Source organism: Pseudomonas sp. zbq_18, from assembly GCF_043102245.1.
GTDB lineage: Bacteria > Pseudomonadota > Gammaproteobacteria > Pseudomonadales > Pseudomonadaceae > Aquipseudomonas.
Window position 1 is genome coordinate 304021 of record NZ_JBICIT010000013.1, and the last position, 25725, is coordinate 329745.

At 62.4% G+C, this 25725-nt stretch carries 23 protein-coding genes and 1 tRNA gene; 15 read left to right on the forward strand and 9 right to left on the reverse strand.

Annotation, left to right across the window (positions count from 1 at the left end; genetic code table 11):
- The first annotated feature begins 31 nt into the window (after positions 1-31).
- The 13 genes from tpiA to ACF8C6_RS11055 all read left to right on the forward strand — a co-directional run bounded on the left by tpiA (position 32) and on the right by ACF8C6_RS11055 (position 12489).
- Positions 32-787, forward strand: a complete 756-nt coding sequence (gene tpiA / locus ACF8C6_RS10995) for a triose-phosphate isomerase (protein ID WP_392499304.1) — start codon at positions 32-34, stop codon at positions 785-787.
- 3 nt (positions 788-790) lie between these two features.
- Positions 791-1168 (forward strand): preprotein translocase subunit SecG, encoded by a 378-nt coding sequence (gene secG / locus ACF8C6_RS11000; RefSeq protein ID WP_392499305.1) that lies wholly within the window; start codon positions 791-793, stop codon positions 1166-1168.
- A gap of 10 nt (positions 1169-1178) precedes the next feature.
- Positions 1179-1264 (forward strand) — tRNA-Leu (locus ACF8C6_RS11005).
- Positions 1265-1535: 271 nt separating this feature from the next.
- A complete protein-coding gene (gene rimP, locus ACF8C6_RS11010) occupies positions 1536-1994 on the forward strand; it encodes a ribosome maturation factor RimP (RefSeq protein ID WP_392499307.1) in 459 nt (152 codons plus the stop codon).
- Between the two features lie 47 nt (positions 1995-2041).
- Positions 2042-3523, forward strand: coding sequence for a transcription termination factor NusA (gene nusA / locus ACF8C6_RS11015; protein ID WP_392499308.1), 1482 nt, complete (start codon positions 2042-2044; stop codon positions 3521-3523).
- Positions 3524-3550: 27 nt separating this feature from the next.
- The gene (gene infB / locus ACF8C6_RS11020; protein WP_392499309.1) at positions 3551-6046 is read left to right on the forward strand and encodes a translation initiation factor IF-2; all 2496 of its coding nucleotides are present in this window, start codon (positions 3551-3553) and stop codon (positions 6044-6046) included.
- A 99-nt stretch (positions 6047-6145) separates the two neighbouring features.
- Positions 6146-6523, forward strand: a complete 378-nt coding sequence (gene rbfA / locus ACF8C6_RS11025) for a 30S ribosome-binding factor RbfA (RefSeq protein WP_277689071.1) — start codon at positions 6146-6148, stop codon at positions 6521-6523.
- A 2-nt stretch (positions 6524-6525) separates the two neighbouring features.
- The gene (gene truB / locus ACF8C6_RS11030; protein WP_392499310.1) at positions 6526-7446 is read left to right on the forward strand and encodes a tRNA pseudouridine(55) synthase TruB; all 921 of its coding nucleotides are present in this window, start codon (positions 6526-6528) and stop codon (positions 7444-7446) included.
- 149 nt (positions 7447-7595) lie between these two features.
- Complete coding sequence (gene rpsO, locus ACF8C6_RS11035) at positions 7596-7865, forward strand: 30S ribosomal protein S15 (RefSeq protein ID WP_277689073.1); 270 nt, start codon at positions 7596-7598, stop codon at positions 7863-7865.
- 211 nt (positions 7866-8076) lie between these two features.
- Complete coding sequence (gene pnp / locus ACF8C6_RS11040; protein WP_277689074.1) at positions 8077-10182, forward strand: polyribonucleotide nucleotidyltransferase; 2106 nt, start codon at positions 8077-8079, stop codon at positions 10180-10182.
- A 94-nt stretch (positions 10183-10276) separates the two neighbouring features.
- Positions 10277-11689, forward strand: coding sequence for a hypothetical protein (locus ACF8C6_RS11045; RefSeq protein WP_392499311.1), 1413 nt, complete (start codon positions 10277-10279; stop codon positions 11687-11689).
- Between the two features lie 205 nt (positions 11690-11894).
- The gene (locus ACF8C6_RS11050; protein WP_392499312.1) at positions 11895-12245 is read left to right on the forward strand and encodes a BON domain-containing protein; all 351 of its coding nucleotides are present in this window, start codon (positions 11895-11897) and stop codon (positions 12243-12245) included.
- 46 nt (positions 12246-12291) lie between these two features.
- Positions 12292-12489 carry a CsbD family protein gene (locus ACF8C6_RS11055; protein ID WP_277689077.1) on the forward strand — a complete coding sequence of 66 codons (198 nt, stop codon included), beginning with the start codon at positions 12292-12294 and terminating at the stop codon, positions 12487-12489.
- Positions 12490-12538: 49 nt separating this feature from the next.
- On the opposite strand, the gene ACF8C6_RS11060 is transcribed toward ACF8C6_RS11055, so the two are convergent.
- The 9 genes from ACF8C6_RS11060 to ACF8C6_RS11100 form a co-directional block, all read right to left on the reverse strand.
- Entirely contained in the window at positions 12539-13993 is a 1455-nt protein-coding gene (locus ACF8C6_RS11060) for a rhomboid family intramembrane serine protease (RefSeq protein ID WP_392499313.1), read from the reverse strand.
- Between the two features lie 46 nt (positions 13994-14039).
- Complete coding sequence (locus ACF8C6_RS11065; protein ID WP_392499315.1) at positions 14040-14351, reverse strand: DUF2845 domain-containing protein; 312 nt, start codon at positions 14349-14351, stop codon at positions 14040-14042.
- Positions 14352-14401: 50 nt separating this feature from the next.
- On the reverse strand, positions 14402-14692 hold the full coding sequence (locus tag ACF8C6_RS11070) for a DUF2845 domain-containing protein (RefSeq protein WP_392499316.1): 291 nt from the start codon (positions 14690-14692) through the stop codon (positions 14402-14404).
- Positions 14692-17715 carry a DUF748 domain-containing protein gene (locus tag ACF8C6_RS11075; protein WP_392499317.1) on the reverse strand — a complete coding sequence of 1008 codons (3024 nt, stop codon included), beginning with the start codon at positions 17713-17715 and terminating at the stop codon, positions 14692-14694. The genes ACF8C6_RS11070 and ACF8C6_RS11075 overlap by 1 nt, the downstream gene beginning before the upstream one ends.
- A gap of 88 nt (positions 17716-17803) precedes the next feature.
- Positions 17804-18817 carry a class I SAM-dependent rRNA methyltransferase gene (locus tag ACF8C6_RS11080; RefSeq protein ID WP_392499319.1) on the reverse strand — a complete coding sequence of 338 codons (1014 nt, stop codon included), beginning with the start codon at positions 18815-18817 and terminating at the stop codon, positions 17804-17806.
- 63 nt (positions 18818-18880) lie between these two features.
- Entirely contained in the window at positions 18881-19483 is a 603-nt protein-coding gene (locus ACF8C6_RS11085) for a tetratricopeptide repeat protein (protein WP_392499320.1), read from the reverse strand.
- A 141-nt stretch (positions 19484-19624) separates the two neighbouring features.
- On the reverse strand, positions 19625-20908 hold the full coding sequence (gene hemL / locus ACF8C6_RS11090; RefSeq protein WP_277689084.1) for a glutamate-1-semialdehyde 2,1-aminomutase: 1284 nt from the start codon (positions 20906-20908) through the stop codon (positions 19625-19627).
- A gap of 18 nt (positions 20909-20926) precedes the next feature.
- On the reverse strand, positions 20927-21556 hold the full coding sequence (gene thiE / locus ACF8C6_RS11095) for a thiamine phosphate synthase (RefSeq protein WP_392499321.1): 630 nt from the start codon (positions 21554-21556) through the stop codon (positions 20927-20929).
- Entirely contained in the window at positions 21553-22350 is a 798-nt protein-coding gene (locus ACF8C6_RS11100) for a hydroxymethylpyrimidine/phosphomethylpyrimidine kinase (RefSeq protein WP_392499322.1), read from the reverse strand. Before ACF8C6_RS11100 ends, thiE begins: the two co-directional genes overlap by 4 nt.
- 190 nt (positions 22351-22540) lie before the next feature.
- Between ACF8C6_RS11100 and ACF8C6_RS11105 the strand changes: the two genes are divergently transcribed.
- Together ACF8C6_RS11105 and ACF8C6_RS11110 are read left to right on the forward strand one after the other, a co-directional pair.
- Positions 22541-24931, forward strand: a complete 2391-nt coding sequence (locus ACF8C6_RS11105; protein WP_392499324.1) for a 7TM diverse intracellular signaling domain-containing protein — start codon at positions 22541-22543, stop codon at positions 24929-24931.
- Between the two features lie 158 nt (positions 24932-25089).
- On the forward strand, positions 25090-25725 hold the full coding sequence (locus ACF8C6_RS11110; protein ID WP_392499326.1) for a TetR/AcrR family transcriptional regulator: 636 nt from the start codon (positions 25090-25092) through the stop codon (positions 25723-25725).

The following is a 25725-nucleotide window of genomic DNA, read 5'->3' on the forward strand; positions in this document are numbered from 1 at the left end:
TCTGCGCCCACTTTGAACGACGAGGTCTGGCATGCGTCGCCCCTTGGTAGCTGGTAACTGGAAAATGCACGGTACCCGCGCCAGCGTCGCAGAGCTGATCAAAGGCTTGCGTCAACTGGCATTGCCTGCTGGTGTCGACGTGGCGGTGATGCCGCCCTGTCTGTATATCGGTCAGGTGATTGCTGGCCTCGAGGGCAAGGCCATATCGGTCGGTGCGCAGAACTGTGCCGTTGAGCCCATGCAGGGTGCTTTGACTGGTGAGGTCGCTTCGAGTCAGTTGGCTGATGCTGGTTGTGAGTTTGTGTTGGTCGGGCACTCCGAGCGTCGTCTGATACTCGGTGAGCGTGACGAGCAGTTGAGTCGCAAATTTGCCGCTGCGCAATCTTGTGGTCTGGTGCCGGTTCTGTGTGTCGGTGAGACTCTGGAGCAGCGTGAGGCGGGGCGCACCTTGGATGTGGTGTCTGCTCAGCTGGGTAGTGTGATCGAAGAGTTGGGTGTTGGTGCATTTTCTCGTGCTGTCGTGGCTTATGAGCCGGTTTGGGCGATAGGGACTGGACTGACTGCTACGCCGCAGCAAGCTCAAGAGATCCATGCTGCTATCCGTGCGCAGCTTGCTGCAGAAAATGCCGAAGTGGCGCGCGGTGTGAGGATTCTGTACGGCGGCAGTGTCAAGGCTGCCAATGCTGCCGAGCTATTCGGTATGCAGGATATTGATGGGGGGCTCATTGGTGGAGCCTCCTTGAATGCGGATGAGTTCGGTGCGATTTGTCGCGCCGCAGGAAGCTGAGAAATGCTGGAAACAGTCGTAATCGTTGTACATCTGCTAGGTGCTCTCGGGATCGTTGGCTTTGTCCTGATTCAGCAGGGTAAAGGTGCTGATGCTGGTGCGTCTTTCGGGGCTGGTGCCTCTGCTACCGTTTTCGGTAGTCAGGGCTCTGCTAACTTTCTGAGTCGCACTACGGCTGTTCTTGCGGCAATTTTTTTCATTACCAGCTTGGGTTTAGCTTTCTTTGCTAAACAAAAGTCTGATAATCTTACTCAGGTTGGTTTGCCGGATCCGGCGGCGTTGGAAGTGCAGCAGAAGCCTGTTGTCGAAGATGTTCCGGTTCTGGAAGTTCAGAAAGAGTCGAGCGAATCGGCTGACGTGCCAAGCGTTCCTGAGCAGTAAAACCCTCTTTGCCGAGGTGGTGGAATTGGTAGACACGCTACCTTGAGGTGGTAGTGGCCATAGGCTGTAGGGGTTCGAGTCCCCTCCTCGGTACCATATAAAGCAAGGCCCGCTGTAAGCGGGCCTTGTTGTTTGTTTCATTCAAGTTGACCGGCACAAGCGCGCTCCGTATAATTCATGCCCAGCTTTGTGGTGGCGTTGATCGGTTTGGTATTTTGTTCAGCCCACAATTGGCAGTCAAAAAGCCCCTTTCAAGGGGCTTTTTGCTAGCTGGACAGTCTGCTGTCGACATATGTGATGTCGGTCGGCGCGATGGATGGGCGTTTCGCCCATTTTTTATTTCTACGACATCTGCGGAGGGCTTCGAGTGTCGAGCAAGCTGGAACAGTTGCAGGCCATGCTGGCCCCTGTGGTCGAGTCTCTTGGCTATCAGTGCTGGGGGGTCGAGTTTATTTCCCAGGGCCGGCACTCCGTGCTGCGCATCTATATCGATCACGCGAATGGGATTCTGGTCGACGACTGCGAAGTGGTTAGTCGCCAGGTCAGTGCGGTTCTGGATGTCGAGGACCCGATCTCCAGTGAATACACCCTGGAAGTGTCATCGCCCGGTATGGATCGGCCGCTGTTCTCTCTTGAACAGTTCGCGGCACATGCTGGTGAACAGGTAAAGATCAAGCTGCGCTCGCCCTTTGAGGGTAGGCGCAATTTTCAGGGGCTCCTTCGTGGTGTGGAGGAGCAGGACGTGGTGGTGCTGGTGGAAGACCACGAGTTCCTGTTGCCGATCGATCTGATCGACAAGGCCAATATCATTCCCCGTTTTGATTGAGACGCGGATCCCGCGGATCCAATGGATTGCGAAAGGCGAGGCGTACGATGAGTAAAGAAGTACTGCTGGTTGTAGAGTCGGTATCCAACGAAAAAGGTGTGCCGGCGGGTGTGATTTTCGAGGCGCTTGAGCTGGCGTTGGCGACGGCGACCAAGAAGCGTTTTGACGACGAAGTCGAGCTGCGCGTGGCGATCAATCGCCAGAGCGGCAACTACGAAACTTTCCGTTGCTGGAAAGTCGTTGAAGAGGATGAGCTGGAAAACCCGGCTGCCGAGCTGACTGTCGAGCAGGCTCAGGAATACAAGCCTGGTGCAGTGGTTGGCGACACTGTTGAGGAGTCGGTTGAGTCGATCGAGTTCGGTCGTATCGCCGCTCAAACTGCCAAGCAGGTCATCGTGCAGAAAGTGCGCGAGGCAGAGCGTGCTCAGGTCGTTGACGCCTATCGCGAGCGCGTTGGCGAGATCATTTCCGGTACCGTGAAGAAGGTCACCCGCGACAGCGTTATTGTCGACCTGGGCAACAACGCCGAGGCTCTGCTGGCCCGCGAGGATATCATTCCACGTGAGACCTTCCGAGTCGGTGCCCGCATGCGCGCGCTGCTCAAGGAAATCCGCACCGAGAACCGTGGTCCGCAGCTGATCCTGTCGCGGACTGCGCCGCAGATGCTGATCGAGCTGTTCACCATCGAAGTGCCGGAGATCGCCGAAGGGCTGATCGAAGTGATGGCGGCCTCCCGTGATCCGGGCTCGCGCGCCAAGATTGCCGTGCGTTCGAAAGACAAGCGTATCGACCCGCAGGGCGCCTGTATCGGTATGCGTGGTTCCCGCGTTCAGGCAGTCTCCGGTGAGATTGGTGGCGAGCGCGTTGATATCGTGCTGTGGGACGAGAACGTTGCGCAGTTCGTGATCAATGCCATGGCTCCGGCCGAGGTGGCAGCCATCATCGTCGACGAAGATGCCCATGCCATGGATATCGCTGTTGCCGAGGACAACCTGGCCCAGGCCATTGGTCGCGGCGGTCAAAATGTGCGCCTGGCCAGCCAGCTGACCGGCTGGACGCTGAACGTGATGACCGAAGCGGATATCCAGGCCAAGCAGCAGGCTGAGACTGGCGACATCCTGCAGAACTTTGTCGACGAGCTGGAAGTCGACGAAGACCTGGCCCAGGTGCTGGTCGAGGAAGGCTTCACCAGCCTGGAAGAAATCGCCTATGTGCCGATGGAAGAAATGCTCAGCATCGATGGGTTTGACGAGGACATCGTCAATGAGCTGCGTGCTCGTGCCAAGGATCGTCTGCTGACCAAGGCCATTGCCAATGAAGAGAAACTGGCTGACGCCCAACCGGCTGAGGACCTGGTATCTCTGGAGGGGATGGACAAGAACCTGGCGCAAGAACTGGCGGTTCGCGGCGTAATCACCCGCGAAGACCTGGCCGAGCAGTCTATTGACGACCTGCTCGACATCGACGGCATCGACGAAGAGCGTGCCGGCAAGCTGATCATGGCCGCCCGAGCCCATTGGTTCGAGTAAGCGGTTGCGGCCTGAGGAGAGAAGTGCATGACGCAAGTCACGGTGAAAGAACTGGCCCAAGTGGTCGACACACCGGTGGAGCGCCTGCTGCAGCAGATGCGTGAGGCAGGTTTGCCCCACACCAACGCCGAGCAAGTGGTAACCGATAACGAGAAGCAGGCCCTGTTGGCCCATCTCAAGAGCAGCCACGGCGAAAAGCTGGAAGAGCCACGCAAGATCACCTTGCAGCGCAAGACCACCACCACCCTGAAGGTTGCCGGTAGCAAGACCATTAGCGTGGAAGTGCGCAAGAAGAAAACCTACGTCAAGCGCAGCCCGGCCGAGATCGAGGCCGAGAAGCAGCGCGAGCTGGAAGAGCAGCGCGCTGCTCAGGAAGCAGAGCGTCTGAAGGCTGAGCAGGAAGCTGCTCGCCGTGCCGAGGAAGAGGCTCGCAAGCAGGCTTCGGCCAAAGCTGAAGAAGTTGCAACAGCAGAAGCCCCTGCGGCTCCCATAGCGCCTGTACTGGAGCCTGTTGTTGCCCCGGCACCGGAGCGCAAGAAGGAAGAGCCGCGCCGCCCTGAGAAAGAGCGCAACGATGACAGCGATCGTCGTGGTGGCGAGCGCAAGGGCACTCAGCATCGCCCGATGGTCAAGGAAAAGGCGCCTGCACCGCGTGTTGCGCCGCGTACCGTAGACGAAGAGACCGATGGTTTCCGTCGTGGTGGTCGTGGTGGCAAGAACAAGTTGAAGAAGCGTAATCAGCACGGGTTCCAGAGCCCGACAGGACCGGTAGTGCGCGAAGTCTCGATTGGCGAAACCATTACCGTTGCCGACCTGGCCGCGCAGATGTCGGTTAAGGGCGCCGAAGTCGTCAAGTTCATGTTCAAGCTGGGCACTCCGGTGACCATCAACCAGGTACTGGACCAGGAAACTGCCCAGCTGGTTGCCGAAGAGCTGGGCCACAAGGTCAAGCTGGTCAGCGAGAACGCCCTGGAAGACCAGCTGGCCGAGTCCCTGCGTTACGAGGGTGAGGCTGTTGCTCGTGCTCCGGTCGTGACCGTCATGGGCCACGTTGACCACGGTAAGACCTCGCTGCTCGACTACATTCGTCGTGCCAAGGTCGCATCCGGTGAGGCGGGTGGCATCACCCAGCACATCGGTGCCTACCATGTGGAAACCGAACGCGGCATGGTCACCTTCCTCGATACTCCGGGCCACGCCGCGTTTACCGCCATGCGTGCCCGTGGTGCCAAGGCGACCGACATCGTCATCCTGGTCGTGGCGGCTGACGACGGCGTGATGCCGCAGACCCAGGAAGCCGTGCAGCACGCCAAGGCTGCTGGTGTACCGATCGTGGTTGCCATCAACAAGATGGACAAGCCGGAAGCCAATCCGGACAACATCAAGAACGGCCTGGCCGCGCTGGATGTGATTCCGGAAGAGTGGGGCGGCGACGCACCGTTCGTAGGCGTATCGGCCAAGGCTGGTACCGGTGTCGACGAGCTGCTGGAAGCCGTGCTGCTGCAGGCTGAAGTACTCGAACTGAAAGCCACCCCGTCGGCACCTGGCCGTGGTGTCGTGGTCGAGTCCCGCCTGGACAAGGGGCGTGGCCCGGTGGCCACGGTGCTGGTTCAGGACGGTACTCTGCGCCAGGGCGACATGGTTCTGTGTGGCGTCAACTTCGGTCGCGTACGTGCCATGCTCGACGAGAACGGCAAGCCGATCAAAGAAGCTGGCCCGGCGATTCCGGTCGAAATTCTCGGCCTGGACGGTACTCCGGATGCCGGTGACGATCTGACCGTGGTTGCCGACGAGAAGAAGGCGCGTGAAGTCGCCCTGTTCCGTCAAGGCAAGTTCCGCGAAGTCAAACTGGCTCGCGCGCATGCAGGCAAGCTGGAAAACATCTTCGAGAGCATGGGCCAGGAAGAGAAGAAGACCCTGAACATCGTCCTCAAGGCCGACGTGCGTGGTTCTCTCGAGGCTCTGCAAGGCTCGCTCAGCGGTTTGGGCAACGACGAAGTGCAGGTGCGTGTGGTCGGTGGCGGCGTCGGTGGTATCACCGAGTCCGATGCCAACCTGGCGCTGGCCTCCAACGCGGTGCTGTTCGGCTTCAACGTCCGTGCCGATGCCGGTGCGCGCAAGATCGTCGAGGCCGAAGGCCTGGATATGCGTTACTACAACGTGATCTACGACATCATCGAAGACGTCAAGAAGGCTCTGACCGGCATGCTCGGCAGCGATGTTCGCGAGAACATCCTGGGTACTGCCGAAGTGCGTGATGTGTTCCGTTCGCCGAAGTTCGGTGCGGTCGCCGGCTGTATGGTCATCGAAGGTACCGTGCACCGTAACCGTCCGATCCGCGTACTGCGTGACGACGTGGTGATCTTCGAAGGCGAGCTGGAATCCCTGCGTCGCTTCAAGGATGACGTCTCCGAAGTGCGTAACGGCATGGAGTGCGGTATCGCGGTGAAGAGCTACAACGACGTCAAGGTCGGCGACAAGATCGAAGTGTTCGAGAAGGTCGAGGTGGCTCGTACGCTGTAAGCGCGAGTCGCAACATGCAACGCCCGGCCCCGCCTACGCGCGGCCGGGCGTTTGCCGCTTTTGAACCCGCGGTCCAAGGCGGCGGGTGAGGTATGAGAAATGGCAAAAGTTTATAGCCGTACCCAGCGCATCGGCGATCAGATCCAGCGCGAGCTGGCACAGATGATCCCGCGCGAGGTCAAGGATCCGCGTCTGGGCTTTGTCACCGTTACCGCTGTGGATGTCAGTCGCGACGTTGGTCATGCCAAGGTGTTCATCACCGTGATGGGTGAGAATGACGCCGAGAAAATCCAGCAGAACCTGCGCGTACTGAACGACGCCGCGGGCTACCTGCGTATGCTGCTGGGCAAGGCGATGAAGCTGCGCAGCGTGCCGCATCTGCATTTTCACTATGACGAAAGCATTTCCCGTGGTGCGCATCTGTCCTCGTTGATCGAGCGTGCCGTGGCCGAAGACAGCAAGCATCAGGACGATTGAGCGTGGCCCAGGTCAAACGTATTCGCCGCGACGTCAGCGGCATCATCCTGCTGGATAAGCCGCGCGGCTTCAGCTCCAACGCCGCGCTGCAGAAAGTGCGCTGGCTGCTCAATGCCGAGAAGGCCGGTCACACTGGCAGCCTGGATCCGCTGGCCACCGGTGTCTTGCCGCTTTGCTTTGGTGAGGCGACCAAGTTCTCCCAGTACCTGCTGGATGCCGACAAAGGCTACGAAACCCTGGCGCAACTGGGTGTGACTACCACCACCGGTGATGCCGAGGGTGAAGTGCTGGAGCGTCGCGAGGTGACCGTCGGTCGGGCGGATGTGGAAGCACTGTTGCCGCGTTTTCGTGGTGAAATCAGTCAGATACCACCGATGTACTCGGCTCTGAAGAAGGATGGCCAGCCTCTGTACAAGTTGGCCCGTGCCGGTGAAGTAGTGGAGCGCGAGGCGCGTTCTGTTACTATTGCGCGCTTGGATTTACTGGCCCTGGATGGTGCGCAGATGCGCCTCTCCGTGGCCTGCAGCAAAGGCACCTATATTCGCACCCTGGTGGAAGACCTTGGTCAGCTGTTGGGCTGTGGTGCTCACGTGGCAGAATTGCGCCGCACCCAGGCCGGCCCGTTCAGCCTGGCGCAGACGGTGACGCTGGACGAGCTGGAAAAGGCCCATGCCGAAGGTGGCAGCGAGGCGCTGGATCGTTTCCTGTTGCCAGCGGACAGTGGCCTGGAACATTGGCCACTGCTGCAGTTCAGCGAACACAGCGCCTACTACTGGCTGCATGGTCAGCCGGTACGTGCACCGGAAGCGCCGAAGTTCGGCATGGTGCGGGTGCAGGATCATACCGGTCGTTTCATCGGTATCGGTGAAGTGAGCGAAGACGGGCGCATTGCGCCGAAGCGTCTGATTTCGACCAAGGCCTAGCCTGGGTTAACAAGGATTCGGTCGAGTGACCGGAGCGGGCTGTCGCCAAGCGATGGTGCGTGATGAGGGTGGCTGTCAGCAGGCACGGTCATTCCTCTTATTTAAAACACGGGATTTGTCCCGGCCTGTTCACTTAGGAGCCCATTACCATGGCACTGAGCGTTGAAGAAAAAGCCCAGATCGTAAACGAGTACAAGCAAGCTGAAGGCGATACCGGTTCTCCGGAAGTGCAGGTTGCCCTGCTGACCGCCAACATCAACAAGCTGCAAGGCCACTTCAAAGCCAACGGCAAAGACCACCACTCCCGTCGTGGCCTGATCCGTATGGTTAACCAGCGTCGTAAGCTGCTGGACTACCTGAAGGGCAAGGACACCTCGCGTTACAGCGCCCTGATCGGTCGCCTGGGTCTGCGTCGCTAAGACGTAAACCATAAGTGAGAAGCTGGAAGTTTGAAGCGGCAGTCGGTTATGTACCGGCTGTGGCTTCGGGCTTCCAGCTTCTGGCTTTCTGCAACAACCAATTAGAGCCTGTTCCAAATGCGCTGCTGAGCGGCGAATTCTGAACAGACTTTCGGGGCACAGTCTGTGCCTCACCCGTTCCCCCCAAGGCAACAAAGAGAAGGAAGACACCGTGAACCCGGTAATCAAGAAGTTCCAGTTTGGTCAGTCGACCATCACCCTAGAGACTGGCCGCATTGCCCGTCAGGCCTCCGGCGCCGTGCTGGTCACCGTCGATAACGACGTCAGTGTGCTGGTCACCGTGGTCGGCGCCAAGAGCGCGGATCCAGGCAAGGACTTTTTCCCGCTGTCCGTGCACTACCAGGAGAAGACCTACGCTGCCGGCAAGATCCCGGGTGGCTTCTTCAAGCGCGAAGCGCGTCCGTCCGAGAAGGAAACCCTGACCTCGCGTCTGATCGACCGTCCGATCCGCCCGCTGTTCCCGGAAGGCTTCCTCAATGAAGTGCAGGTCATCTGCACCGTGGTTTCCACCAGCAAGAAGACCGATCCGGACATCGCCGCGATGATCGGCACCTCGGCTGCCCTGGCCGTTTCCGGCATTCCGTTCAACGGCCCGATCGGTGCCGCCCGTGTGGCCTTCCACCCGGAAACCGGCTACCTGCTGAACCCGACCTACGAGCAGCAGAAAGCCTCCAGCCTCGACATGGTCGTGGCCGGTACCGAAACCGCGGTACTGATGGTCGAGTCCGAAGCCAAAGAGCTGACCGAAGACCAGATGCTGGGCGCCGTGCTGTTCGCCCACGACGAGTTCCAGGCCGTGATCAGCGCCATCAAGGAATTCGCTGCCGAAGCCGGCAAGCCGACCTGGGACTGGCAGCCGAAGGCCGCCAACACCGAGCTGCTGAATGCCATCCGCGCCGAGTTCGGCGAGGCTATTTCCCAGGCCTACACCATCATCATCAAGCAGGACCGCTATGCGCGTCTGGGCGAGCTGCGCGACCAGGTGATCGCCAAGTTCTCCGGTGAAGAAGGTCAGCCTTCTGCGGCTGAAGTCAAAGAAGCCTTCGGCGAGATCGAATACCGCACCGTTCGCGAGAACATCGTCAACGGCAAACCGCGTATCGACGGCCGTGACACCCGCACCGTACGTGGCCTGAACATCGAAGTCGGTGTTCTGGACAAGACCCACGGCTCGGCCCTGTTCACCCGTGGCGAAACCCAGGCCCTGGTGGTTGCCACCCTCGGCACCGCCCGTGACGCGCAGCTGCTCGACACCCTGGAAGGCGAGAAGAAAGACCCCTTCATGCTGCACTACAACTTCCCGCCGTACTCGGTCGGTGAGTGTGGTCGCATGGGCGCTACCGGCCGCCGCGAAATCGGTCACGGTCGCCTGGCCCGTCGTGGCGTTGCCGCCATGCTGCCGAGCGCCGACGAGTTCCCGTACACCATCCGCGTGGTTTCCGAGATCACCGAGTCGAACGGTTCCAGCTCCATGGCTTCCGTGTGCGGCGCGTCCCTCGCGCTGATGGACGCCGGTGTACCGATGAAGGCCCCGGTGGCCGGTATCGCCATGGGGCTGGTCAAGGAAGGTGACAAGTTCGCCGTTCTGACCGACATCCTCGGTGACGAAGACCACCTGGGCGATATGGACTTCAAGGTGGCTGGTACCGCCAATGGCGTGACCGCGCTGCAGATGGACATCAAGATCCAGGGCATCACCGAAGAGATCATGGAGATCGCCCTGGGCCAGGCCCTGGAAGCGCGCCTGAACATCCTCGGCCAGATGAACCAGGTCATCGCCCAGTCGCGCAGCGAGCTGTCGGCCAATGCGCCGACCATGCTGGCGATGAAGATCGACCAGGACAAGATCCGCGACGTGATCGGCAAGGGCGGCGCCACCATCCGTGCCATCTGCGAAGAAACCAAGGCCTCGATCGACATCGAAGACGATGGCTCGATCAAGATCTTCGGCGAAACCAAGGAAGCGGCGGAGGCTGCCAAGCAGCGCGTACTGGCCATCACCGCGGAAGCCGAGATCGGCAAGATCTACCTCGGCAAGGTCGAGCGCATCGTCGACTTCGGCGCCTTCGTCAATATCCTGCCGGGCAAGGACGGTCTGGTGCACATCTCCATGCTGAGCGATCAGCGCGTGGAGAAAGTCACCGACGTGCTGAAGGAAGGTCAGGAAGTGGAAGTGTTGGTGCTGGACGTGGACAACCGCGGCCGTATCAAGCTGTCCATCAAGGACGTTGCAGCAGCCAAGGCCTCTGGCGTCTAAGCCAGACCTCGCTGTACAAGAGAGGGCCCCTTGCGGGCCCTCTTTTTTTGCCCGGACAATAGCGTCCCCTGTAGGGCCCAAGGATGCCTGTCACATGGAAGTCACCTACTGCCGCTACCACCCCGCGCAACCGGCGACCTGGCATTGCCCTGGCTGCCCGCGTGATTACGGCGACTGTTGCGTGCCGCTCAATGCCGAGGCGCCGGACGAGGTGCCGTTATGCCCGCTGTGTCGCGACAAGCTGCGCTTTCTCGGCGCGGCCAATACCGCGCAACCGTTCTGGCAGCGCATTCCGCAGTTCTTTCAATACGCCCTGCAACCCGGTGCGCTGGCATTTGCTGCAGCGCTATGCCTGGCCAGCTTGTTCATGCCGGCGTGGAAGCTGCTGTGGCTAGCCTTATTCTGCGTGGCCAGCAAATACCTGCAGGCAGTGATCGAAGATTCCAGTCTCGGCATACGCGAAGCGCCCTCGTTGCGGTCGGCTTTTTCTATTGAGGGCTTCAGCCTGTTCTGGCGCGTGCTGGTGATTTTCCTGATCAGCTTTGCCGCAGTCTGGCTGGCCGCTGACTTTCACAGCGAGGCACTGTTCTGGGCGGTGACGCTCGGCGTGCAGTTGGTGATTCCGGCCAGCCTTATCCGCCTGGCGTTGGACAAGACGCTGGGGGCGGCACTCAGCCCCGATCAGGTCGGTGCGGTGATCAAAGCCATGGGCTGGCGCTACCTGATCCTCTGGGCCTTCCTGTTCATCCTCTGGCAATCGCCAGGCTGGGTGACCTACATGCTTGCCGGTGGCCTGCCCAAGGTGGTGCTGATGCCTGTCGCGGCGCTGTTGTTCGGCTATTTCAGCGTGGTGATGTGCGCCATGATGGGTTATGCGGTGTTCCAGTATCAGGGCGCCCTGGGTTATGTCGCCGTAGAGGACGAAGCGCAAGGCTATCCGGCCGAAGAGTATCGTCGGCGCAAGGCGCTGGCCGAGGCCGAGATTCGTCTCAAGGAGGGGCAGGGCACCCAGGCGCTGGAATTGCTCGCCGTGGCTCTGGAGGCGGCACCTAACGACCTGTGCCTCAATGAGCATTTCCACCAGCTGCTGTTTGGTCTGGATGCCCGCGAGCGTTGTCTGCGCCATCTGGCGCACTACCTGCCTCTGGCCGCGAGGCTCAATCCGGCGCAGGCCGCTACGGCGCTACTCAACGCCAGGCAGCTGCGTGCCGATTACCTGCCAGACGATGCCCTGGTTTGTGAGCGCATTGCCCAGGCGCTGCTGGCGCGCCACAAGACCCGCGAAGCGCTGAGTCTGCTGCGCAATCTGCACCTGCGTTTTCCCGATTACCCTCATATTCCCAGGGCCTACCTGCTGGCGGCGCGTGGTCTTGCCGAGGGGTTGGGACAAATCGAGCCGGCTCAACGCTTGCTGAGCTTTATTCGCGGCAAGTATCCACAGTCTCCTCTGCTGGCAGAGGTCGAGCAGTTGCAGGACACCCTGAGGCGTCTGGTCGAGCGCGGCTGAGTACGCATTGCAATCTGCACGGCCGTTTCGACGGCCAATACGCAATATGCACGGGTCTGCTGTTTTTGTTGCTTTCTAAGTTATTGATATAAAAGATATTTTATTTTTGGTGGGGCTGGCATGGGGCTTGCGATGTAACTCCTGCAGACGCAGCCAAGGGATGTATTGGCTGCCGAAACTTCAAAGCAACCAGGAGAATATCGCTATGAAAAAGCCACTCACTCAATGGACTCTTGCCGCCCTGACTGCCACTGCCCTGAGCCTGCCGCTGAGCAACGCTTTCGCTGCCGAACCCCTGCAAGTGGCTGCCAATGACACCATGGATGAAGCGCAGGAAGTGGTTTCCGATACCTGGATCACCAGCAAGGTGAAGGCGGATTTCCTGGCCGATGACAGCATCAGTGGTCTGGATATCAAGGTCGAGACCAACAAGGGTGTGGTTGCTCTGTCCGGCGTGGTACCGAGCAGTGCCGAGCGTGATCTGGCGGTCGAGAAAGCCAAGATGGTCAAGGGTGTGAAGGCCGTATCGGCCGATGGTCTGAAAGCTACCGACTAATGCTCGCTACCGGCTTCACCGGCAGCCTCAACGTGAGGACAGAGACATGAATTCCGACGTGATCAAAGGTAAGTGGAAACAGCTCTCCGGGCGCATCAAAGAGCGCTGGGGCAACCTCACCGACGACGACCTGGATGTGGTCGAAGGTCACAGCGAATATCTGGAAGGTAAGCTGCAGGAACGCTATGGCTGGACCAAGGAAAAGGCTCAGGAAGAGATCCGCAGCTTCAGTCGCGACCTGTAAGCGGCTGCGATAGAAGAAGCCCCGCCTGGCGGGGCTTCTTTGTGGACGCTCAACGGCTCAGGTGCTGCTGGTAGAGGCTCAGTTGAGTGGTCTGTTCTGCCTCAGGGAAGACGCGTCGCAGGTATTGCGCCAGCTCGGTGACGGCACGTAAATCCTGCTTCAGCCCCAGTTGCCTGGCCAGTTGCAGAGTCAGGGGCGGCAGTTGCTGGAGGGGCTGACTTGCCTGAGTGAGCCTGCGCCAGGCTGCCAGCGCATGCACCCCTTCTCCGGCCTTGAGCAGCTTCTGCAGCAGATGAAGTTGTACCGAGGGGTGAGCCAGCCAGGGTTGTTTGAAGGCGGCGCTGTCTATGGCAAGGCGAATCAGCAGTGGCCGCGTTTCTTCCGTTACGGGCAGGGCGAACAGTTGCTTGAGTATCTGTGTCAGCAGGGCCTTGTCCTGGCGCCCGCTGGCAACACTGTAGAGTCGCACCAACAGCTCAGGTCGGCCCGGATAGCGCGCCAGTAGATCAGGCCCGCGAGCGGCGGCCTGGGCCAGGGCAAATTGGCTGATGAGCTGATCCAGGGCGGCCAGCTCACGCTTGAAGGGGGCGTCCGGGTCTTCTTTATGCAGATAGGCCTCATCCATCTGCAGTCGGCCAGTTAACCTGGCCAGCCAGATGGCCAGGAATCCTGTGCCCAGGCCGCCCAGGTGGGCGTAGTAGTTAACGTGATCGTCCGCGGCGAGCAGGCCGAGAAGTTCCTTGCCCAGCCATAGCGGTAGCACCCACAGCGCGGGCGCCTTGAAATAGCCGATCAATGGGCCAAGCCAGTAGAAGAAGTTGATTCGGCGCAGGCCGTATACACCGATGTACATGCCCATCAGTCCAGAGATGGCACCGGATGCGCCGACGCCGCTGATCCACACCGGGTCGAGTGCCCACCACAGCAGGTGCGAGGCCAGGCCGCTGAGCAGATAGAGTCCAAGATAGACCGCCTTGCCCAGTGCAATCTCCAGGGCGAAGCCGAAGATGAACAGGAACAGCATGTTGCCCAGCAGGTGGTCGAAGCTGCCGTGCAGGAACATCGCACCGAACAGGCCCTCCAGGCTGAAGCGGGCCGGCATGAAGCCGAAACGGATGTTGCTGAGGCGGTTGCGGGCGCTCTCGGCGGACTCTCGCGCAGCTTGCCAGGTGTTGTCTGCCTGGTAATCGGCGCGCTGATGCAGTTGCTGCTCGAACTCCAGGTCATGCAGCACCCAGGCCGCCAGATCCTGACGGCGCATGCTGTCGACATAGGCGCGCTCCTCGGCATCGAAGTCCCTGCGCTGGCTAATGCTCTCGATGAACAGCGCGCGTTCACGGTTGAGCAGGCCGCCATCGAGGTAGCTGTTGACGGCTGCCTCCAGGCGCTCTTCATCGCCTCCCTGGTAGCCGAAGTAGATCAGCACATTGAGCAGGATCAGCAGCAGGGTGACGACGGGAGGTCGCTTCCAGTCCAGCGGGTGTTCGGCAGGAATGATCAGCATGAGGCTGCGTCCTTGTTGAGCCTACGCATAGCAATCTGTGGCGCGGCTAGCGACTGCCGCGTTTGCTCTCGATCTTGACCAGGCGATTACCCTCCAGGCGGAGGAAGTGGTACATGCCGTTCTTGGGGCCGTAGACCCACTCCTCGATGGCGACTTCGCTGACATAGCCGTAGTAGTCGCGCACTTCGCGGTAACCGAGGAAGTCGCGGCTCATCGGCGCGCCGCACTTGGCTTCGATTTCGCTGGCCAGGTCTTCGATGCTGATGAGCTGGCTGCCGCAACGCAGGGTAGAGCTGGCTTCGGCCATGCTGGTCAGCAGTAGGCACAGGGTCGTTATGGCAGGTTTGAGCATCGTCATGGGGCTGCGCAAAGTATTTGCGGCAGCCTACACCTTGCCGTGGTGAGCTGTCAGTTGGCGCGTTTGGTTTCGATGCGCACCAGGCGGTTACCCTGGAAGGTGAGGATGCTGAGCATGCCGTTGTTGGGGCCGTATACCCATTCCTCGATCACCAGATCACGGTCGCTTTGATAGCCGCCGGTATAACCGACCAGATCGCGGTGGGCAGGCTGGCCGCATTTGCTTTCGACTTCGAAGGTGCGGTCGCCTTCGTTGATCAGCTTACTGCCGCAGCGCATTGTGCCGGCTTCGGCCATGGCGCTGGCGAGGACCAGCGCGACTAACAGCAGGGGGCTTTTCATCACAAACTCCCAAGGTGCAGTGCGGTGTCGATTGGGGCGCCAGCGGCACCTTCAGTGAGGCTGACATCCAGCAGGTAGATGCGCTGGTCTTCCAGGCCGCCACGCTCGACCAGATAGTCCTTGATGCTGGCCGCGCGGGCCTGCCCCAGCTGGCGTAGTAGCAGTTCGCTCTTGGCCCAGGATTGCAGCACGGCGTCGCGCATCTTCGCCGTGCGCTCTTCATCCGGCAACTCTTTCCATTCGGCCGGCGGTTGCTGCTTGAGACGGGCGCGATAGATGCCTTCCAGCAGGATCGCCTTGTCGTCCTCATCCACTACCAGCAATTCGGGAGCGGCGGGAACCTCGTCGCCACTGCGCTGGAGAATCTTGTACTGGGTATTCTGATACTCCCGCTCCAGGCGTTGCTCGGCCACCAGCGGGCCGTCGCTGGCGCTGGCGCTCATGCCTTCGACCTCCAGGCGCAGTACCGGGCGCTCCTTGAGCGCGGAAGCCAGGGTGTCCAGGGTCTTCTGTGCTGCTCCATCAAGCTCGCTGCTGCCGGCGGCGAACTGTACCTGGCTGAGGTCGGTATCGCTGCCGCCGACCAGGCCGGCGATGAATTTGAAGGGCGCCTGGGCAGCGCGTAGCACCAGGTTGCGCAGGGTTTGCCAGACGATGGGCATGACGCTGAACTCGGGGTTGTTCAGGTCACCTTTAACCGGGAGCTGGATGTCGATGTTGCCCTGGGTGTCCTTGAGCAGGGCCACGGCCAGGCGGATCGGCAGGTCCACGGCGTCCTTGCTGTCGACCTTCTCGCCCAGTTGCAGGTCCTCCAGCAGCAGCTTGTTATCGGCGTTCAGCTGGCCCTTTTCGATCTGGTAGTGCAGGTCGAGGTTGAGGCGGCCCTTGCGGATGCGGTAGCCGGCGAACTTGCCGGAGTAGGGGGTGAGGGTGGTCAGCTCGACGTTCTTGAAGCTGGTGGCGATATCCAGACTGTTCATCGGGTCGAACGGGGTCAGCTTGCCCTTGATGCTGACCGGAGCGTACTTGTCGACCTTGCCCTTGATGTCGACGCTGGCGGCCTGCGGGCTCTGGTTGTCCAGGGTGCCGATCTGGCCGTTGAGCTGCTGTATGGCGGTGGCAAAGTTGGGCGTCAGGCTGAAGTCGGCGAAGTTGGCCGAGCCGTCCTTGATGTTAACGCCGCCGATACGAATGGGCAGTGGTTTACCGGTAGGCTCCGCCTTGGCGCCGGCCTGAGCCGGTTGGGGAATCAGCAGGTCATTGATGTTGGTGGTCAGGTCTTCGTTGATGATGAAGCGGGCATAGGGTTGTTGCAGGTTGACCTGCTGGATGGCCAGGCCTTCGCCGTGGCGATAGTCCAGCCCCTCGACCTGCAGTTGCTGCCACTTGAGGAAGTCGCGGTTCTTCAGGGTATCCAGGGTGTGCAGCTGATTGACCTCGGCGCGCCCGTCGATGCTGAAGGCCAGCGGCTCGACGCTCTTCAGGTTGACCGCCAGGTTGCTGCCGAGCTGGCCGCTGCGCAGCTCCAGGCGGACGAAGGGGCTGATATAGGCCTGGGCCAGGCGCAGGTCGATATTCTGGGTGACCAATTGCAGCTGGGCCGTGGTCGGTTGCAGCTGTACCTGACCTTCGGCCTTGATCTGGCCGCGTTTGTTCACCCCGGTATCGAGCTTGAGGCCGAAGGGCGAGGTGCCCAGGCTGTCGAAATTGCTGATGTCCAGATTGAGCGGTGCCAGATCGAGTTTGACCTCCTGCTCTCCCGCCGCGCGGTCGGCCAGATGCACCTGGTAGTCGCGCAGCTGCACGTCGCGCAACAGTACCTGCCAGGGTTTGCTCGGTTCCTCTGGCGCCTGCGCTGCTGGCGTGGCGGCCGCCTGCTGTTGCGCGTCTTCTGCAGAGGAGGCGGGGTTCTGCGCGGCGGCGGGGGCTGTAGCCTGCTCCGCAACTGGCGCCACTGCTTCAGGCGCGGCCGCTTCGTCCGGTGCCGCCACAGGAGCTGCTGCTGGCGCCGGCTTGCTGTGGCTGGCGAACAGCTTCTGCCAGTCCAGCTGGCCGTCCTTCTCCCGCGCCGCCCAGGTTTCCAGTTTGTGGCTACGGATCTGGCCGACGATGACCTGTTGCTTGGCCAGATCCAGGCTGCTCTCGCCGATTTCCAGACGCTCCATGCGTACCAGCGGTTTGTCTGCAGGGCTCTTGATGGCGAACTTGGCGAGTGTGGCGCTGACATTGCTCAGTTGCAGATCGGTGCCCTTGGCCAGGTTCAGCGAATAATCGGCGCTGAGGTCGAGCACGCCGTCTTCCAGTACCAGCGGCGCGGCATCGCGTACATAGGGCCATACGCCCTTGAGCCTGCCATCAGTCAGTTTGAGCTGGCCTTGCGAGCTGATCGGACTGAGGCTGACCTGACCGTGCCAGTCGATGCGGCCGCCGTAGGGGCCGGTGGCAACCAGCTGCATCTCGGCACTGTCTTCAGGCAGGGTACTGAGGTTGTTCAGCTCCAGATTCAGCGAGTCGTAGACGAACTCGACCGGCTCGCTGGGGCGCAGGTCGGCGAAGTGCAGGCTGTTCTCGATCAGTTCGATGCGCTCGATGCGCAGGGGGAAGGGTTCGCTCGGAGTCTCCTCGGCGGGTTTCTCCTCACTTGGCGGCAGTTTGAACAGAGCGGTCAGGTTGAGCTGGCCATCCTTGGCGAAGCGTACTTCGGTATGCGCTTTTTCCAGCTCCACGTCGGCCAGGTGCAGAGCTTTGCGCCACAGACTGTCGAGTTGCAGATTGGCGTACAGGCGCTGGAAGGCGATCTGCGGTTTGTCTGCCTCGCCGATATGCAGGCCCCAGAGCTGCAGTTCCAGGCTGAAGGGGTTGAGCTCGATACGATCAAGGCGGGCCGGCACGGTAGCCAGCTGGCCGAGTTGCTGGTTGGCCACGCGTTGGCCGATGCCAGGCAGGATCAGGAAACCGAGCAGGGCATAGAGGCCGATTACGACCGCGACGGCGTAGGCGATGCGTTGCAATCCTTTGAGCATGGGGCAGCGTCTTCTTCCAGACTGAGGAGTCTGGAGTATGGCATGGGCTATCGCGCTTTGTGGGCCAGCACTCTGCCTTGGGTGTGACTCAGAAGCGCAGGATCAGGGTTTTCAGCGGTGGCTGGCCGTCACGCGAGGGGAAGTCGGCGGCGGGCAGGATCTGCTCGCAATCGCGTACCGGGCGGCCCAGTTTCTCGGCGCAGCGCAGCACTTGGGCGCGCCAGTCATCCAGGGCAACTTTCGCCAGGTTGTTGCAGCACACCAGGGTGCCATTAACGGCCGTCGCCAGGATCGCCGGCTTGAGCAGGCTCTGGTAGTCGCGCAGCAGGTCGACGGTACCGAAGGCGCTTTTGGCCCAGGCGGGCGGATCGAGCAGCACCAGGTCGAACTGGCGCTGCTCCAGGCGCGGATAGCTGGGCAGTTTATGACCGCGTCGCGTGGTGATCGGCAGGCCGGCCAGCTGGCGGATGGCGGGGAAGTAGTCGGATTGCACGAAGTCCATCGCCAGGCCTGGATTGAGCGCCAGATTCTCCCTCCCCACGGCCAGGTTGCCCTCGGCGAAGTCCAGGTTGAGCACTTCACGGGCACCGCCGGCTGCGGCGCACAGGCCGACGCCGCAGGTGTAGGCGAACAGGTTAAGCACGCGCTTGCCGGCGCTGTTGGCCTTGATCCAGCCGCGAGCATTGCGCAGGTCGAGGAACAGCAGCGGGTCCTGGCCCGGATGGCGGCCGCGCACCCGGTAGTTCAGCCCCCATTCCCGGCCGACCCTGTCTGCCAGCGCCTCCGGCGTGGGTTGATACGCCTCATCGCGCCGGTCGATACGCGAATTGCCGCCGGAGCGGTCGTTGTAGACCAGCTGCAGGTCGAGGCCGAGGCGTTCGTTGATCTGCGCGTGCAGTGCCAGCAGGGCCTCGCGTTCCAGCGGCTGATGAAAGCTCTGCACCATCAGCTGCGGACCGTAGCGGTCAGCTGTGAGGCCCGGTGCGCCTTCCTGGCTGCCATGGAACAGGCGATAGCAGTCCGTCTGCTGCTGGTGCAGTTCGCTGAGCAGGGCTTGGCGGGCATCGAGGGCGGCGGACAGCGCCTGGTCGAGAGAGGACATGCGCAGTGTCTCGGAACGGGAGGGCGCGCAGTTTACCAAGAAGCACCTGCCCGGGGCTTGGCCTTATGGAGCGAAGGCGGGTGCCTGTGGGCTGAGGCTGCCGCCGGGCGAGTGGGGCGCGGGGCTGAAACCAGTGGAGGGCTCGCTGTCGATGTTCTGCAACTCCAGCAGGTAGCTGCGGAAGATCTGACCCAGTACCTGGCTGGCAACCTGCAGTTCTTCCCGGGGCATTTGCTCGGCGACCTGATCGGCGTTGTCCATGGCCTCGTCCGAGCCGTTCACCGCCGCCATCTTCAGCACGATATAGGCCTGTACCTTGTTAGGCGGCACGCTTTCGCCGTGCAGGAACATATTGCCCAGGCGAAGCTGGGCATCGGCGTTGCCTTGCAGGGACGATTGCTCGAACCAGTAGCGGGCCTTGGGCAGGTCGGGCTGGGTACGCTGGCCGTTGTAGTAGAACTCGCCAAGCTCGTATTGCGCCTGGGCGTCGCCAAGTTTGGCGGTCTCCTCGCAGGCGCTGAGGGCATTGGCGAGGTCTTCGTCGGGAACGTTCAGGGCACAGCGGCTTTCGGTCGGCACCAGCAACGAGTTGTCGCCGGCGCTGGCCAGGAGGGGTGTTGCGAGCAACAGACAACCCAGGAACAGGTTGCGGCCGGTGCATTTCATGGAAATCGGAGTGCCTCGCGAAACGGTCGGGCTTCATGCCCTGCCGGCGAAACGCGCCGGCCGTCACATTATGTGGCAAGCCGGGGCGACCTTACAAAGCCTTTACCGAGAATCCTTGCTGCGGATGCGCCTGGCGTGGCCTCACTTGAGTTTGGCGAAGGCCCGCTCGGCGGCGGCAAAAGTGATTTCCAGCTCACGGGTGCCGTGCACGATGGAGGTGAAGCCGGCCTCGAAGGCGCTCGGCGCTAGGTACACCCCGCCTTCCAGCATCAGGTGGAAGAACTGCTTGAAGCGCTCGGCATCGCTGGCCATCACGTCGGCGAAGGTGACGATGTCGTCGGCGCCGCTGAAGTACAGGCCGAACATGGCGCCGGCCTGGGTGGTGACGAAGGGGATGCCGGCGGCATCGGCGCGCTCCTGCAGGCCGGCCAGCATGCGACTGGTGTAGTCGGACAGGTCGGCGTGGAAGCCCGGGCGGCTGATCAGCTTGAGGGTGGTCAGGCCGGCGGCCATGGCCAGCGGGTTACCGGACAGGGTGCCGGCCTGGTAGACCGGGCCGAGCGGGGCGATGCACTCCATGATCGCCCGCTTGCCGCCGAAGCAGCCGACCGGCATGCCGCCGCCGACGATCTTGCCGAAGGTCGACAGGTCAGGCGTCACCCCGTAGTGCGCCTGAGCGCCGCCGAGGGCGACACGGAAGCCGGTCATCACCTCGTCGAAGATCAGCACCACGCCGTGCTTGTCGCACTGCTCGCGCAGACCTTCGAGGAAGCCTGGTGCCGGCGGCACGCAGTTCATGTTGCCGGCCACCGGCTCGACGATGATGCAGGCCACGCTCGAACCGACGTCGGCCAGGGTCTTCTCCACGGCGGCGATGTCGTTGAACGGCAGGGTCAGGGTGTGCTTGGCGAAGTCCGCCGGCACGCCGGCCGAGCTCGGGACGCCCTGGGTCAGCAGGCCGGAGCCGGCTTTAACCAGCAAACTGTCGGAATGGCCGTGGTAGCAGCCTTCGAACTTGATGATGGCGTCGCGGCCGGTGTAGCCACGGGCCAGACGGATGGCGCTCATGGTCGCCTCGGTACCGGAGCTGACCATGCGCACCATCTCCATCGACGGCACCAGGCTGCACACCAGGTCGGCCATCTCGGTTTCCATGGCGGTCGGCGCGCCATAGGACAGGCCGTGTTGCAGCTGGTTGCGCACCGCGTCGAGCACTTGCGGGTGGGCGTGGCCGAGGATCATTGGGCCCCAGGAGCCAACGTAGTCGACGTAGCGCTTGTCGTCCTCGTCCACCACATAGGCGCCTTCGGCGTGCTTGAAGAACAGCGGCGTGCCGCCGACGCTCTTGAAGGCGCGCACGGGCGAGTTGACGCCGCCGGGAATGTGCTTCTGGGCGTTGGCGAACAGTTGCTCGGAACGGGACATGGCGAACTCTCTCTCGAATCAGGGGGTAGCGAACAACGCGCTGAAAGCGCGTGCGCGGGCCTCCACCTCGGCGGCGGAGGGCGCGGAAAACAGGGTATGGATGACGGCCAGCAGGTCTGCGCCGTGCTCAATCAGTTGCGCGCCATTGCTCAGGTCGACGCCACCAATGGCGACGATGGGCAGGCCGAAGCGCTGACGGGCCTCGCGCAGCAGCTCCGGGGTGGCCGCAGGGGCGCCGGGCTTGGTCTGCGAGTTGAAGAAGCGGCCGAAGGCGATGTAGCTGGCGCCTTCGTCGATGGCCTGCTCGGCCAGGTCGAGGCGGGCGTGGCAGGTGGCACCGATGATCGCCTTGCGCCCGAGCAGGGCGCGGGCGGCGGCCAGCGAACCATCACTCTGGCCCAGGTGCAGGCCGACGCCGAGCTTGGCGGCCAGCTCGGCGTCGTCATTGATGATCAGCTCGGCCGCGTGGCGTGCGCACAGCTCGGCCAGTTGCGAGGCTTCGCGCAGGCGGCGGGCATTGTCGCTCGACTTGTCGCGGTACTGCAGCAGGCGCGCGCCACCTTTCAGGGCTGCCTCCACATAGGGCAGCAGCTTGCCATCGGCCAGTAACTGGCTGTCGGTGATGGCATAGAGGCCGCGCAGCTTCACGAGCAGAAGTCCAGCGGCAGGCGGCGCGGCACGAACTGGCCACGGCCGGGTTGTTCGGCATCGCGCAGGGTGCGCCAGGTGTAGTCCAGCGCCGAGCGCACGGCGCTGACCACCTCCTCGCCCAGGGCCAGGCGGCCGGCCAGGGTGCTGGCCAGGGTGCAGCCGGAACCGTGGTAGCTGCCCGGCAGGCGCGCGCAGGTAAAGGTGTGGCAGTCGCCACCGCGCACATATAAACGGTTGTGCACTTCGGCCTCGTCACCGTGACCGCCGGTGATCAGCAGGTGCTGGCAGAACGGCGCGAGCTTGGCCGCGCATTCGTCCGCTGTACCTTCGGGGAGTTCGGCGAGGATGCGTGCCTCCGGCAAATTCGGCGTGGCCACCGCGGCGATCGGCAGCAGGCGTTCGCGCATGGCATAGCCGACATCGTCCTTGCCCAGCGAACCGCCACCGCCGGCGCGCAGGACAGGGTCGCAGACCAGCGGTACGCCCGGCAGGCGCTGCATGATCTCGACCACGGTGTCGACCATTTCCACCGAGCCGAGCATGCCCAGCTTGACGGCGGCCACCGGCAGATCGGTGATGATGGCGTCGACCTGGGCCATGACCCAGGCGCGGTCGAGTACGCGGAAGTCGGAGACGTTGACGGTGTCCTGCACGGTCAGTGCGGTGACCGCCGGAGCGGCATGGCAACCCTGGGCGAGCAGGGCTTCGATATCCGCCTGCAGGCCGGCACCACCGGAAGGGTCGTGGCCGGACAGGCAGAGGACAACGGGGCGGGAGTTATGTCTGTTCATGGCCGGCGAGCTTACCACCAGCCGTCCTCTGGCCCAATGCGCCTGTGCTGCAACTTGTCCGAGGTGACGGCTTTTTCCCGGCATGGCCTGTGCTAGAGTGCCGCCCATACCAATCAGAAGGATTCTGCGGGCCGCGCCATCGGGAGAAGAGGGCTCTGTGTGCGGCTGCGCAAGATCTATGCGGGGCGGCATGCGTTACTGTGTTTTTCTTATCCTGTGCGGGCTGTCCTGGCTGGCGCACGCCGTTGAGTTCGACGAGCACACGCGGCGCCTGCCTTTGGGCGCGGTGATGTACGTGTTCGAGGATGTGCGCGGCGACTCCAGCATCGCCGAGGTCAGTTCGCCCGCCCTGCAGGGCAGCTTCCGTCAGCATGGCCAGCCCGTGCTCAATGCCGGCTATTCGCGCTCGGTGTTCTGGGTGCGCCTGGACCTGACCTACAGCCCGAGCGCCAAGGGTGGGCCGCAGCCCTGGTTGCTGGAGCTGGCCTACCCGCCTCTTGATCACCTGGAGCTCTACCTGCCCGATGGCGCCGGCGGTTTCCGTCTGGCTCAGCGCACCGGCGATGCACTGCCGTTCTCCAGTCGGCAGATCAAACAGAACAATTACCTGTTCCTGCTCGACCTGCCGCCAGGCCAGGAACAGCGGCTGTACCTGCGCATGGAAAGCCAGGGCTCGATGCAGGTGCCGCTGGCGCTGTGGTCGCCGCAGGCCTATCTGGAAGAACAGCCCACGCGCATCTACATCCTCGGCATCATCTATGGCGTGCTGCTGGTGATGCTGATCTACAACCTGTTCATCTTCCTCAGCGTGCGTGACACCAGCTACCTCTACTACATCCTGTATATCGCCTCTTTCGGCCTGTATCAGGTGTCGGTCAATGGTGCCGGTATCCAGTATTTCTGGCCGGACAGTCCCTGGTGGGCCAATGCCGCCACGCCGTTCCTGATTGGTTCGGCGGCGCTGTTCGGTTGCCAGTTCGCGCGCAGTTTCCTGCATACCGTCGAGCACAGTCCCTGGGTTGACCGTGCGTTGAAACTGCTGATGGCCGGTGGCGTGCTGGTGATGGTCATGGCGTTGACCAGCAGCTACGCCATCTCTCTGCGCCTGGCCACTTTCCTGGCTCTGGTCTTCACCGTGGTGGTGTTCGGTGCCGGGATCCTGGCCTGGCTGCGCGGCATGCGCGTGGCCCGCTATTTCATCTTCGCCTGGACAGCCTTCCTGGTCGGCGGCCTGGTCAATACCCTGATGGTGCTGGGTTACCTGCCGAACATGTTCATCACCATGTATGCCAGCCAGATTGGTTCGGCGCTGGAGGTAGGGCTGCTGTCTCTGGCCCTGGCCGACCGCATCAACGCGATGAAGGAAGAGCGTGCGCGCATCCTGCAGGAGGCGGGCCGCGAACTGGAGGCTCTCAACCGCGAGCTGGCCGACAGCAATCGCCTCAAGGACGAATTCCTCGCCACCGTTACCCACGAACTGCGCACGCCGATGAACGGGGTGATCGGCTCGCTGGAGCTGATGCAGACGGTGAAAATGGATGTGGAGCTGGAGCAGTACCAGAAAACCGCCGCCAGCTCGGCCCGCGACATGATGCGCATGGTCAGCGATATCCTCGCCCTCAATGAGCTGCAGGCCGGCAAGCTCTACCCGCGCCGTGAGCCGTTCAGCCTGCGTGGCCTGGTCGATGGCCTGCGTGCCCAGTACGGCCCGCAGGCGAGCGACAAGGGGCTGGAGTTTGTCGTCGAGCTGGAGGACAACCTGCCCGACACGCTTGAGGGCGATGCGGCCAAGCTGACGCAGAGCCTGGGTTACCTGCTCGACAATGCCATCAAGTTCACCCACCAGGGGCAGGTCAGCCTGCGGGTTTCTGCGGCTGGCCCGCTGACGACCAGCATGCCGTTTCGCTTTGAGGTGATCGACAGCGGTATCGGCTTCGCGGCCCCCGAAGACGGCAAGCTGTATCAGCGCTTCCATCAGCTGGATAGCTCCCTGACCCGTCAGTACGGTGGCCTGGGGATTGGCCTGGCGATTTGCCGGCAGTTGGTCGAGCTGCTCGGTGGCAGCCTGCAGCACCAGTCGCGCGTGGGGCAGGGCAGTGCGTTCGCCATCAGCCTGGAACTCAGCCAGCCGGTCCAGCCGCGCACTGGCACGCCAGCGCCGCTGCGGCGCATCGGCGGCATGGCGCAGCGGCGTCCCGAGCAGTGCACCGTGCTGATCGTCGAGGACAACGCGATCAACCAGCTGGTCACCCGCGGCATGCTGCTCAAGCTCGGCTACCGCGTGCGCACCGCCGACAACGGCAGCGAGGCCCTGGAGATGCTGCGCAGCGAGCCCATCGACGCGGTGCTGCTGGACTGCCAGATGCCGGTGATGGATGGCTTCGCCACCTGTCGCGCGCTGCGCCAGCTGCCGGGCTGCGCCGAACTGCCGGTGCTGGCCATTACCGCGCATAGCCACAGCGGCGACCGCGAGCGCTGCCTGGCCGCCGGCATGAGTGACTACCTGGCCAAGCCGGTGAAGTTCCTCGAGCTGCAAACCCTGCTGCATGACTGGGTGCTGTGCCAGCCGGCCAGCGCCTGACCCTCCCGTTCGAACTCAAGGTGGAAATCGTTGCGCGAATTTCCACCTGACTGCTGCACTGCAGATCCGCCAAAGCCGCCACGTTTGGCGGAAATGTCGTTTTCCTAAAGAAATGAACCATGATTCACTTTTACTAAAGCTGAATCAGGATTCATTTTATGGCCTCACCTCTCCCCACTACCCGCCTGGAGCGCGCCCAGGAGTTGCGTGAGCGCATCCTCGCCTGCGCCCATGCCCGTGTCGTCGAAGGCGGCTTCGCCAACCTGACCATGCAGGCCCTGGCCGAGGATGCCGGTATCGCCACCGGCAGCCTGTACCGGCACTTCAGCGGCAAGGGCGAGCTGGCGGCGGAAGTCTTCAGCAATGCCTGCCGTGTCGAAGTGGATGCCCTGGCCGCTGTACTGCGCGGGGCCGGCAGTCCTGTCGAGCGTCTGGCCGCCGGGCTGGACCAGTTTGCCAGCCGTGCCTGGCATAGCCGTCGCCTGGCCTTCGCCCTGATCGCCGAGCCGGTCGACCCTGAGGTCGACGAGCAACGCCTGCTGTATCGCGAGGCCTACGCCGAGCTGTTCGTCGATTTGCTCGAAGAGGGCGTGCAGAGCGGCGACTTCCGGGTCGGCCAGGTGCAGCTGGTGGCTGCCTGCCTGGTGGGTGCGATTGCCGAGGCGCTGGTCGGCCCGCTCTCGCCGCCGGCGCGGGCTGCCCGTGAGAGCGGCCAGGCTGGCGTCGAGCTGGCCACCGTCAGCCAATCCCTGATCACTTTTTGCCTGCGCGCCGTTGGCGCCCCGGAGTCCTGA

Bases quoted from the DNA above. Each gene is read 5' to 3' on its own strand.
- ACF8C6_RS11075 (WP_392499317.1), bottom strand. From the start codon at position 17,715: ATGCTCAAAGGATTGCAACGCATCGCCTACGCCGTCGCGGTCGTAATC.
- ACF8C6_RS11085 (WP_392499320.1), bottom strand. From the start codon at position 19,483: ATGAAATGCACCGGCCGCAACCTGTTCCTGGGTTGTCTGTTGCTCGCA.
- ACF8C6_RS11055 (WP_277689077.1), top strand. From the start codon at position 12,292: ATGAATTCCGACGTGATCAAAGGTAAGTGGAAACAGCTCTCCGGGCGC.
- ACF8C6_RS11100 (WP_392499322.1), bottom strand. From the start codon at position 22,350: ATGAACAGACATAACTCCCGCCCCGTTGTCCTCTGCCTGTCCGGCCAC.
- rpsO (WP_277689073.1), top strand. From the start codon at position 7,596: ATGGCACTGAGCGTTGAAGAAAAAGCCCAGATCGTAAACGAGTACAAG.
- ACF8C6_RS11070 (WP_392499316.1), bottom strand. From the start codon at position 14,692: ATGAAAAGCCCCCTGCTGTTAGTCGCGCTGGTCCTCGCCAGCGCCATG.
- ACF8C6_RS11045 (WP_392499311.1), top strand. From the start codon at position 10,277: ATGGAAGTCACCTACTGCCGCTACCACCCCGCGCAACCGGCGACCTGG.
- secG (WP_392499305.1), top strand. From the start codon at position 791: ATGCTGGAAACAGTCGTAATCGTTGTACATCTGCTAGGTGCTCTCGGG.
- nusA (WP_392499308.1), top strand. From the start codon at position 2,042: ATGAGTAAAGAAGTACTGCTGGTTGTAGAGTCGGTATCCAACGAAAAA.
- infB (WP_392499309.1), top strand. From the start codon at position 3,551: ATGACGCAAGTCACGGTGAAAGAACTGGCCCAAGTGGTCGACACACCG.
- ACF8C6_RS11105 (WP_392499324.1), top strand. From the start codon at position 22,541: ATGCGTTACTGTGTTTTTCTTATCCTGTGCGGGCTGTCCTGGCTGGCG.
- ACF8C6_RS11110 (WP_392499326.1), top strand. From the start codon at position 25,090: ATGGCCTCACCTCTCCCCACTACCCGCCTGGAGCGCGCCCAGGAGTTG.
- rbfA (WP_277689071.1), top strand. From the start codon at position 6,146: ATGGCAAAAGTTTATAGCCGTACCCAGCGCATCGGCGATCAGATCCAG.
- ACF8C6_RS11065 (WP_392499315.1), bottom strand. From the start codon at position 14,351: ATGACGATGCTCAAACCTGCCATAACGACCCTGTGCCTACTGCTGACC.
- ACF8C6_RS11050 (WP_392499312.1), top strand. From the start codon at position 11,895: ATGAAAAAGCCACTCACTCAATGGACTCTTGCCGCCCTGACTGCCACT.
- hemL (WP_277689084.1), bottom strand. From the start codon at position 20,908: ATGTCCCGTTCCGAGCAACTGTTCGCCAACGCCCAGAAGCACATTCCC.
- ACF8C6_RS11080 (WP_392499319.1), bottom strand. From the start codon at position 18,817: ATGTCCTCTCTCGACCAGGCGCTGTCCGCCGCCCTCGATGCCCGCCAA.
- ACF8C6_RS11060 (WP_392499313.1), bottom strand. From the start codon at position 13,993: ATGCTGATCATTCCTGCCGAACACCCGCTGGACTGGAAGCGACCTCCC.
- tpiA (WP_392499304.1), top strand. From the start codon at position 32: ATGCGTCGCCCCTTGGTAGCTGGTAACTGGAAAATGCACGGTACCCGC.